The 10,413-nt window shown below is 60.5% G+C and carries 9 protein-coding genes; 1 reads left to right on the top strand and 8 read right to left on the bottom strand.

All coding sequences use genetic code 11. The features are described 5' to 3' along the window. The first annotated feature begins 122 nt into the window (after positions 1-122). Entirely contained in the window at positions 123-1,961 is a 1,839-nt protein-coding gene (locus A3728_RS06865) for an ABC transporter ATP-binding protein (protein WP_067921472.1), read from the top strand. A 133-nt stretch (positions 1,962-2,094) separates the two neighbouring features. On the opposite strand, the gene A3728_RS06860 is transcribed toward A3728_RS06865, so the two are convergent. The 8 genes from A3728_RS06860 to eda form a co-directional block, all read right to left on the bottom strand. Continuing rightward, entirely contained in the window at positions 2,095-2,709 is a 615-nt protein-coding gene (locus A3728_RS06860) for an AAA family ATPase (RefSeq protein WP_150120674.1), read from the bottom strand. Positions 2,710-2,713: 4 nt separating this feature from the next. Further along, on the bottom strand, positions 2,714-4,219 hold the full coding sequence (locus tag A3728_RS06855; protein WP_067921470.1) for a mannitol dehydrogenase family protein: 1,506 nt from the start codon (positions 4,217-4,219) through the stop codon (positions 2,714-2,716). Between the two features lie 40 nt (positions 4,220-4,259). Continuing rightward, positions 4,260-5,264 (bottom strand): ABC transporter ATP-binding protein, encoded by a 1,005-nt coding sequence (locus A3728_RS06850; RefSeq protein ID WP_067921469.1) that lies wholly within the window; start codon positions 5,262-5,264, stop codon positions 4,260-4,262. 15 nt (positions 5,265-5,279) lie between these two features. Beyond that, positions 5,280-6,110 (bottom strand): carbohydrate ABC transporter permease, encoded by an 831-nt coding sequence (locus A3728_RS06845; protein ID WP_067921467.1) that lies wholly within the window; start codon positions 6,108-6,110, stop codon positions 5,280-5,282. 10 nt (positions 6,111-6,120) lie between these two features. Continuing rightward, on the bottom strand, positions 6,121-6,987 hold the full coding sequence (locus tag A3728_RS06840; protein WP_067921465.1) for a carbohydrate ABC transporter permease: 867 nt from the start codon (positions 6,985-6,987) through the stop codon (positions 6,121-6,123). Positions 6,988-7,094: 107 nt separating this feature from the next. Next, positions 7,095-8,402 (bottom strand): ABC transporter substrate-binding protein, encoded by a 1,308-nt coding sequence (locus tag A3728_RS06835; RefSeq protein ID WP_067921463.1) that lies wholly within the window; start codon positions 8,400-8,402, stop codon positions 7,095-7,097. Between the two features lie 109 nt (positions 8,403-8,511). Further along, the gene (locus A3728_RS06830) at positions 8,512-9,543 is read right to left on the bottom strand and encodes a LacI family DNA-binding transcriptional regulator (RefSeq protein ID WP_067921461.1); all 1,032 of its coding nucleotides are present in this window, start codon (positions 9,541-9,543) and stop codon (positions 8,512-8,514) included. Positions 9,544-9,664: 121 nt separating this feature from the next. Beyond that, complete coding sequence (gene eda / locus A3728_RS06825) at positions 9,665-10,312, bottom strand: bifunctional 4-hydroxy-2-oxoglutarate aldolase/2-dehydro-3-deoxy-phosphogluconate aldolase (RefSeq protein WP_067921459.1); 648 nt, start codon at positions 10,310-10,312, stop codon at positions 9,665-9,667. Between the last annotated feature and the right edge of the window lie 101 nt (positions 10,313-10,413).

The following is a 10,413-nucleotide window of genomic DNA, read 5'->3' as shown; positions in this document are numbered from 1 at the left end:
GATCGCGCGCCATGGACGGCGCTGGTACCGGGTGCCGCAGTGGGTTTGACGGTTCTCGGGCTCAACATGTTCGGGGATGCCCTGCGCGATGCGCTCGACCCGCGCACAAGAGAGGAGGCGTAATGCCGGTTGATCAGACACCTCTGGTGCGCATCGAAAACCTCCGGGTGGAGTTCCGGGGCGATGATGGTCCTATCGTTGGGGTCGAGGATGTCAGCTTTTCAATCGCCCCGGGTGAGACCGTCTGCGTTGTGGGGGAGAGCGGCTCCGGCAAGTCGGTGACTTCGCTATCCCTGATGCGGCTCGTCGAATTCGGCGGCGGGCGGATCACTGCGGGCAGCCTGGGATTTTCGCTGAACGGCAGTCAGATCGATCTGGCGCGGGCGGAATCCGGAACGATGCAGACCATCCGCGGCGACGAGATCGGGATGATCTTTCAGGAGCCGATGACCTCGCTCAACCCGGTGTTCTCGATAGAACGACAAATGACCGATGGCCTGCGCATTCACCGCGGCCTGTCCCGGTCCGCGGCGCGGGCACGGGCGCTCGAACTGCTGCGTCAGGTTCGTATTCCGGAACCGGAGCGACGGCTGAAGCAGTACCCCCATGAATTGTCCGGTGGGATGCGCCAGCGTGTGGTGATCGCAATGGCGATGGCCTGCGAACCGCGTTTGCTGATCGCCGATGAACCGACGACTGCACTGGACGTCACCATTCAGGCCGAAATCCTTGCACTCATCGATCGGCTGAAGCGGGATACGGGAATGGCGGTGCTGTTCATCACGCATGACATGGCAGTTGTCGCGCAGATGGCCGACCGTGTTGTGGTGATGTATCGGGGAAAACTGGTCGAAGAGGGGCCCGTCGAACGGATTTTCGCCGATCCGCAAGAGGATTATACCCGCAAACTGCTGGCAGCGGTTCCGAGGCTCGGAGAAATGCGCGGAAAGTCCGCGCCCGAGCCAATGCGACTTGTGGGGGAGCGCGTGCCCACTGTTGCTGCCGTTCCGACGGATGCGGACGTGAAACCGTTGCTGCAGGTAAAAAATCTTACGACCCGTTACCCGGTCAAGGGCGGCCTGTTTCGGCGCACTATTGCCAATGTGCATGCGGTGGAGGATGTCAGCTTTGATATCCCGCGCGGACAGACCCTCGCCTTGGTGGGTGAGTCCGGATGCGGGAAATCCAGTTGCGGTCGATCGATCCTGCGTCTGTCCGAGGCGACTTCCGGCCAAGTGCTGTTGGATCAGACCGACATCCTGTCCCTGAGCAGCCGCGATTTGCGCCGGCGGGTGTGGCATGATGTGCAAATGGTATTTCAGGATCCGTTCGCGTCACTCAATCCCCATATGCGGCTGCGTGACCAAGTAGCGGAGCCGATACGCAATTTCGACATCGAGAAGGGCAAAGCCGTGGATGACCGCGTCGCGGAGCTTTTCCACCGGGTCGAACTGCCGCGAGCATTCATGTCGCGGTTCCCTCATGAACTGTCCGGCGGGCAGCGCCAGCGTGTTGCGATCGCCCGTGCGCTTGCGGTCAAACCCAAGCTGATCATAGCGGACGAAGCTGTCAGCGCCCTTGACGTGTCCGTACAGGCACAGGTCCTGAACCTGATGATGGAGTTGCAGGCGGAATTTGGCATCTCCTACTTGTTTATCAGTCATGACATGGCCGTGGTCGAACGGGTCGCTCACCGCGTCGGCGTGATGTACCTTGGGCGCTTGGTTGAGATTGGCACCCGCCAGCAGGTTTTCGAGAATCCGCAACACAGTTATACCAAGTCGCTGCTGTCAGCCGTTCCCATCGCGGACCCGACGCGGCGGAACATTCGCGAAGACCTCAACTTCCGCCCCATACCGTCGCCGGTATTTCCGCTGGGCCATGTCGCGGTTGCTTCGACCTACGTAGAGGTCGGGCCATCGCATCTGGTTCTCGAGAATGAGGTGGGACTGGAGGGATAGGCGTCCGCTGATGGTAGTCGAGATTGTGAGCTTTTATCCGTTCAGGCCTACATTACATCAATTAGATGAATTACATAATCATGATTATACGAAAAATTCGTGGGGAATAGCGCCCGACCAAATCCATCGATGTTCAATCGGAAACAACCACCACCCCCGGCAACCTGGAATGCTCGATAGCAAACTCCGCATTTAACATATCGTTGCCCAGAGCCTGAGCCAGCGCTTCGGCCTCCGAAAACCCCTGATAACGCCAGCGCTGTACGAGGCGTGTTTTCAGCGTTTCGCGGTCCTCGTCCAACCAGACGGTTAGGTCGAAGAGATCCGCGAGCGCGGCCCAGGGGGGGATGTCCAAAAGCAGGTAGTTGCCCTCTACCAGAACGATACGTGTTTCGCGCTGCAGGCTACCCCCATTTGGAACCGTCTTGTCCAGTGCCCGGTCAAATGTCGGATAGGTCAGGCTTTTGCTCTGTCGTAGCCGTCGAACAAGTCCGACAAAGCCGTCGGCGTCGAAAGTGTCGGGCGCGCCTTTGCGGTGCAGGCGACCGAGGGCGATTAGTTCTTCGTTGTCGCGGTGGAACCCGTCCATGGGCAGGACGGTCGCCTGTTCGAGCTCGGCGGCCAGTTCAGTGGCCAGCGTCGATTTACCCGATCCCGGGGCCCCGGCGATTGCCACCACGAACCGCGCCTTATCGCGCGATTTCTCGGCGATCACCTGTGCCAGTTCTGACCGGGTCACCCTTTCCACTGACCTACCCCACCTTTACCGGTCGTTTGCTTTCGGACGTGTCGGACGCATAGCGAGCGAGAGCGGCTTCGCAGCCCTCGGCCCAGATCAGGCTCAGCCATGTTTCGAACGCCTCTGCAAAAGGTGCCGCCTCGGCGAGATCACCGTAGATCTGCCCCTGTTCAAGCCATGTGCGCGGATGCGCCCGGGCTTTTCTTGCGGCGGAATGCAGCTCTTCCCACTGGGGATCGCTGGCCTTCACGGGCGTTCCGTCTTCGCGGGTGCCTTCGCACATGCGGGCCCAGAACGCCTCTACCAGTGCGAGGCCGGAGACCTGCCGTCCAGCAGTCAGTTGGTCCCGCAGGATGGGCAGGACGAAACCCGTATGGCGTGCCGAGCCGTCAAAGGCCACGCGGCCGGTCGTATCCACGATGCGGGGGTTGGCGAAGCGTCTCTCGATCAGGTCAAGGTAGGCCATCGGCGTCATCTCGGGAACCGGCGTGACTGTCGGAGTGATCTCCTCGGTCTGTACTTTTCGGAACATTGCCGCGATTTTCGGGTGCGCCATGCATTCGGATATGGTTTCGATTCCAAGCACTTCGCCCACATTGGCGAGCATTTGGTGACCCGCGTTGAGTATACGGATCTTCATTGTCTCATGGGCATGCACATCGTCGGAGAACGTGGCCCCAACGGCATCCCATGCAGGACGCCCGGCGCAGAAATCATCCTCTATCACCCATTGGCGATAAGCCTCGTGGCTCACCGGGGCGGCGTCGTCGATCCCATATTCGTGCACCAGTGCAAGCTCTTTGGGGCCGGTTGCGGGCGCGATGCAATCGACCATCGAATTCGGGAAAGATACCTCCTGCTCGATCCAGTCAGCCAGTCCAGGGTCCGACATCCGTGCGAGCGAGGTGACGGTCTGCCGCAGGATCGCCCCGTTGCCCTGCAGGTTGTCGCAGCTCAGCCCCGCGAACGGCCCGTGCCCGGCTGCGCGGCGTAGGCGCAGGGCTTCGACCATTGCCCCGAAGGCAGTGCGCGGCGTTCGCGGATTGGCCGCGTCATGGACCATGTCTTCATGCGCGGCATCAAAGCGCTTGGTGACGGGATCGAGGTAATAGCCGCTTTCCGTCACGGTGAGCGATACGATGCGGATTGCCGGATCCGCCATGGTCGCGATCAGAGCTCCGTTGCCCTCTTCGATGGGCAGGTAATCGATCATGGGGCCGATCACCTCGGCCGAGGTTTGCGCGGGATCCAGTTCGATCAGGGTGGTCAGGCAATCCTGCGCCAGAAGCTTTTCGCGCATGGCTGCATCGTAGGGCCGTACGCCTGCACCGATGATCGCCCAGTCCTGCGCGAGCCCCTGTTGCATCAGGCGGTGCAGATACCATGCCTGATGGGCGCGGTGAAAATTGCCGACCCCGATGTGCACGATACCGGCTGTCAGCGCGCCCCGGTCATAACGGGGGCGCGGGATGCCGAGTTCCGGCAGGGTCGCGTCCGAGAGTTTGATAAACTGCGTCATTGGCGGCTATCCCAATTCGGGGTCCCTGAAACCTGATGAGTCACTCGAGCCGCAGGCCATCAGCGCCGAACCTGTGCAGATGGGTCAGGTTCGGGGTCAGATAGACTCTCTCCCTATGTTTCAGGGACAGTTCACCATTCACGCGGACCGTCATGGGGTCGCAGCCTTCGATGCCGTGGACATGCAGGAAGGTGTCGGAGCCGAGATGTTCGGCCACGCCGATCGTGCCTTGCCATGTGCCCTCGGTCGTCGAAACCTCAATGTGTTCGGGGCGGATGCCGATGGTCTCTGCCCCGTGTTTTGCGGCTTCGGCGCCTTCGATCAGGTTCATCTTCGGGCTGCCGATGAAGCCGGCCACGAATTTGTTGCGCGGGGCGCGGTAAAGCTCAAGCGGGCTGCCGACCTGCTCGATTACCCCGGCCTGAAGCACCACGATCTTGTCGGCCATCGTCATCGCCTCGACCTGATCGTGGGTGACATAAACCATCGTCGTCGCAAGCTTCTTGTGCAGTTCGGAGATTTCCATCCGCATTCCGACCCGCAGCGCGGCATCAAGGTTCGAAAGTGGTTCGTCGAAGAGAAACGCCGAGGGTTCGCGCACGATGGCGCGCCCGATGGCGACCCGCTGGCGTTGCCCGCCCGAAAGCTGGCCGGGCCGCCGGTCGAGATAGTCGGTCAGGTTCAACGCCAGTGCCGCCGCGGTGATCCGCTTTTCTTGCTCCGCCTTGGGCACGCCGGCCATTTTCATCGGGAAGGCGATATTCTTGCGCACCGTCATATGCGGGTAAAGCGCATAGGACTGGAACACCATGGCAAGGCCCCGTTTTGCAGGGGGAACGAGCGTGGCATCCGCACCATCGATCTCGATATGGCCCGAGGTGATGTCTTCCAGCCCTGCGATCAGTCGCAGAAGCGTGGATTTGCCACAGCCCGACGGGCCGACGAACACCGTGAATTCCCCATCTTCGATGGTCAGGTCCAGTGGCGGAATGACTTCGACGCTTCCGAAGGTTTTCGAGACCTGGTCAAGCTTGATATGTCCCATGGGTCGTTTCCTTACTTACTTGACAGCGCCGAAGGTCAGGCCGCTGACGAGTTGTTTCTGGCTGAACCAGCCAAGGATGAGGATCGGCGCGATGGCCATTGTCGATGCGGCGCTGAGCTTGGCGTAAAACAATCCCTCGGGGCTCGAATAGCTTGCGATAAAGGCGGTGAGGGGTGCCGCTTTTGCGGCCGTCAGGTTGAGCGTCCAGAATGCTTCGTTCCAGGCGAGGATGACGTTCAGCAGGATGGTCGATGCAATGCCGGGGATCGCCATGGGCGTGAGGACATACAGCACCTCTTCTTTCAGCGATGCGCCGTCCATGCGCGCGGCTTCGAGGATCTCGCCCGGTATTTCCTTGAAGTAGGTGTAGAGCATCCAGACGATGATCGGCAGATTGATCAGCATCAGGATCACGACCAGTGCGATCTTGCTGTCGAGCACGCCAAACTGGATGCTCAGCAGGTAGATCGGGTAAAGTACCCCCACCGCGGGCAGCATCTTTGTGCTGAGCATCCACAGAAGGATATCCTTGGTCCGCTTCGACGGCACGAAGGCCATGGACCACGCCGCCGGCACCGCGATCAGGATACCCAGAAGCGTCGAGCCCCCGGCGATGACGATCGAGTTCCAGAGGAAACGCCCGTAATTCGAACGCTCCATTACCGTGGCATAGTTTTCCAGCGTCCAGTCAAAGCCGAGGAACAGGGGGGGATCGGCAATCGCCTGTGCTTCGGTCTTGAAGCTCGTGAGGATGGTCCAAAGGATCGGAAAGAAGATCAGAAGGCCCACGGACCATGCGGCGGCGGTGTTGAGAGCCTTGCGCCTGGGGGTGACTGAGCGTGCCATGGCGGCCTCCTTAAGCGTCGAGGTTCTTGCCGACGATGCGCATCAGAAAGATCGCAACGATATTGGCGAGAATGATTGCATAGACACCACCGGCGGAGCCGAGGCCCACGTTCTGGCTTTCGAGGACACGCTGAAAGATGAGATAGGTAAGGGTCCGGGTGCCGAAAGCGCCGCCCGTCGTCACGAAAATCTCAGCGAAGATCGACAGCAGAAAGATCGTTTGGATCAGGATCACTACCGTTACCGCGCGCGACAGATGCGGCAGGACGATATAGATGAAACGCTTGAAAGCGGGCGCGCTGTCCATCTCGGCCGCTTCCAGTTGTTCGCTGTCGAGCGACTGGATGGCGGTCAGCAGGATCAGCGTCGCAAAGGGCAGCCACTGCCATGAAACGATCATGATAATCGAGGTCAGGGAGGCTTGGCTCAGCCACTCCACGGGCTGTGCCCCGAAAAACTCCCACAGATAGGCGAGCAGGCCGTAGTTCGGATCCATGAACATGTTCTTCCACACCAGCGCCGAAACCGTGGGCATGACGAAGAACGGTGCGATGACGAGGATCCGCACGATACCCTGACCCCACATCGGCTGGTTGAGCAGGATCGCCAGCAGCACGCCGAAGACCACCGTGATCAGCAGGACGCCGCCCACGATGATCAAGGTGGTCATCACCGACGGCCAGAACGCGCTCGATGTGACGAAGCGGACATAGTTGTCGAACCCGACCCAGCCCAGATCCCCGCCACGCAAGGGCAGGTATTTCTTGAATGAAAAGTAGAGCGTCATCGTCAGGGGCACGAGCATCCAGCCCAAAAGCAGAACCACCGCCGGAGCCATCATGAAGCGTGCCGCTGATCTGGAATGCTGGGTAGCCATCGGACAAACCTTTCCGGTAGCGGCGCTGCGCCGCCCGAGTGAAAGATAACATGTGCAAGGTGGTGGCGGGATAGGGGGCAGCTGCTGCGCCGCCCCCTTGCTGCGGCTTATCTGTAGCCGGCTGCTTCCATGGCTTCGTTTGTCAGCGCCTGCGCTTTTTCAAGCGCTTCGTCGATGCTCTGCTGACCCGCATAGGCCGCCGAGAATTCCTGGCTGACCTCGGTGGCGATGCCCGCGAACTCGGGGATCGCGACGAACTGGACGCCGACGTAGGGCACCGGCTTTACCGTCGGGTTCTGAGGATCGGCGGCGTTGATCGAATCCAGCGTCATTTTCGCGAAGGGAACGCTCTTGTAGTTGTCGTTCTCATACAGAGACGTGCGTGCGCCCGGGGGCACGTTGGCCCAGCCCTCTTTCGCGGCGACAAGCTCGATATATTCTTTTGAGGTCGCCCATTCGATGAATGCCTTTGCCGCCTCTTCCTTCTGCGTGCCTGCCGGGATGGCCAGCGCCCAGGCCCAGAGCCAGTTCGCGCGCTTCTCTACGCCTTCGCTGTTGGGCGCGAGCGCAAAGCCGACACTGTCGGCGACGGTCGAATCATTCGGGTTGGTCACGAATGAGGCCGCGACGGTCGCGTCGATCCACATGCCGCATTTGCCCTGCTGGAACAGGGAAAGATTTTCGTTGAACCCGTTCGTCGCATAGCCCGCGGGGCCGGATTCTTCCATCATGCCGACGTAGAATTCGAGCGCCTCTTTCCACTCGGGCTGGTCGAATTGCGCATTCCACTCTTCATCGAACCAGCGCGCCCCGAACGAATTGGCTGTAACGGTGATGAACGCACCGCCCTCGCCCCAACCGGCCTTACCGCGCAGGCAGATGCCGTTGATGTCGTTTTCACGGTCGGTCATCTTGGCCGCCGCTTCGCGGATGACCTGCCATGTGGGTTCGGCTGGCATCTCAAGCCCGGCCTTTTCCATCAGGTCGGTGCGATACATGATCATCGAGCTTTCGCCGTAGAACGGTGCGGCATACAGGGTACCGTCATGGCTCAGCCCCGCGCGCATGGCGGGCAGGATATCGTCAGCTTCATACTCCGCGCTCAGGTCATCAAGCGGAACGAGCCAGCCGTTGGCACCCCAGATCGGCGTTTCGTACATGCCGATGGTCATGATGTCGAAGGCGCCGCCTTTGGTCGAGATGTCCGTGGTGACACGCTGGCGCAGCACGTTTTCTTCCAGCGTGACCCATTCGACGTCGATGCCGGTCTCGGCGGTGAAGTCGTCCGTGTAACCCTGCATCCGGATCATGTCGCCGTTGTTGACCGTGGCGATTGTGATGGTTTCAGCCAGCGCAGCACTGCCCGTGATCAGCGACAGTGCCGTCGCCGCAAATAATTTATGCTTGAGTGACATCCGTATTCCTCCAGTTCGGGATGATGGAGCGAGGCTACTGGAAACTATGACGCGCAGTCAATCTATTTTTTACGCGCGTAAATATAATCTGGGGCGAAAACCGTAGTGGTCAAGCGGAATCGCGCATCACCAGCTTACCTTCGAACAGTGTTTCTTCTCGAGTCGAAGGCCGCGCTTCGGTGTCGAGAATTTTGAAGAGCGTATGTGCCGCACGATTCGCTATTGCTGCGTAGTCCTGCGCAATCGTGGTCAGCGACGGGCAGGTGAAACGCGAAAACGGATGGTCATCATGGCCCGCGACCCGAAGCGCGCAACCGTCACCGTGACCGACGCGGATATCGAGGCTATAGGCCGCCGACAGCATCCCGATGGCAAGACGGTCGTTGGAACACAGGATCGTATCTGTTTCAAAGCGACCTTCCTTGAGAAGCCTCCCCCCTTCCGAGCGGCCGATTTCCTCGAAATGCCAGCCTTCGCCTTCGGCCTGATGCACCTGCGCCTCGAAGCCATGTCGGCTCATGCTTTCCAGATAGGCGTTCCGCCGTTTGTTGGCGTTGGGGTTCAGGGGCGATTTCATCTCGAAAAAACAGGGCGGCTGGCCGCTTCGGCACAGGTATTCCACAATCAGGTCAACGCTTTGGAAGTTATCGGCCCCGACGAACGCCTCCCCCGCGCCTTCCACGTTGGCATCGAACAACACCACTGGCACAGCGTCATTAAAGCTTTCGATATCCTTTCGGTCGGAGGCCTTGCCGAAGGGCGCCAACAAAACCCCGGCGGGTTTGAGCGCGCGCAGGGACTCGAGGTTTGCTCGTTCCTGCTGCGGACTCCCGTGGGAGCTGAGCAGGATCGGGCTATATCCGGCGGCAATACAGGCCAGTTCAACCTCTCGCCCGATTTCGGAAAAGAAGGGGTCGGCCAGGTTCGGCAAGACCACACCGATGTTCTTTGTCGTGCGCCGGTTCTGGTTCACCGCATAGACGTTGGGCCGGTAATCGAACTGGGTGAGCGCGTGTTCAATCCGATCGCGCGTCGATCGGCGCACGCTGTCGGGATCGTTGAAAAACTTTGACAGGGTCGGTCGGGAGATGCCGCTGACCGCTGCGAATTCTTCCATATTCTTGATCTTGCGCTGCGACACTTGCTCGAAACTTATCCATAATAATACGCGGGTAAAATTATGGACAGTTCGGGTGAAAAAGCAAGTCTCGGGCCGCGGCGCGGTGTTTCCTAGGGGCTCTCCCCTACCAATCCGCGCCTCATTACCTGCGCAACGCAGCAGCCTCCCGGGTCAGGGTTTCGATGCCTGCCCAGTCGCCCCGCTCAACCATATCCTTCGGCGCCACCCAACTCCCCCCGGCGCATATGACATTGGGCAGGCTCAGATAGCTTGTCGCATTATCGGGGGTGACACCCCCCGTGGGGCAGAAAGTGATCTGCGGCAAGGGCGCGCCGATCGCTTTCAGCGCGGGCGCCCCGCCGGAGGCTTCGGCAGGAAAGAACTTCAGCATGTCATAGCCGCGCGCAAGTAACTGCATCGCCTCGCTCGCGGTCGCGGCGCCGGGCAGCAACGGCAGGTCTTCCTCTTCACAGGCGGCCAGAAGCGCATCGGTCGCGCCGGGCGAGACGCCGAATGTGGCACCGGCTGCTTTCGCCGCGCGTACATCCTCGGCCGTGATGAGGGTGCCCGCGCCGACGTGCCCGCCCTTCACCTTCGCCATTTCCGAGATGACATCGAGTGCTGCGGCTGTGCGCAGGGTCACTTCCAGTACGGGCAACCCACCCGCCACGAGCGCTTCGGCCAAGGGGCGCGCATGGGCGGCATTCTCCACCACGAGGACCGGAATGATGGGGGCCAATCCGCAGATCTCGCGGGTGGTTTTCGAAGCTTCTTTGGGGGGCAGGCTCATGGCGTTCAGGCTCCGAATATGGATGCGCCGTCCGATGCGGCACCGACAGTGTTGCGGAATGTCGCAAAGAGCTCCCGCCCTGTACCCCATTGCGCAGCCGA

The sequence above is a fragment of the Sulfitobacter sp. HI0040 genome (assembly GCF_001634885.1).
Classification (GTDB): Bacteria; Pseudomonadota; Alphaproteobacteria; order Rhodobacterales; family Rhodobacteraceae; genus Sulfitobacter.
This window is presented reverse-complemented; position numbering and strand designations above follow the sequence as displayed.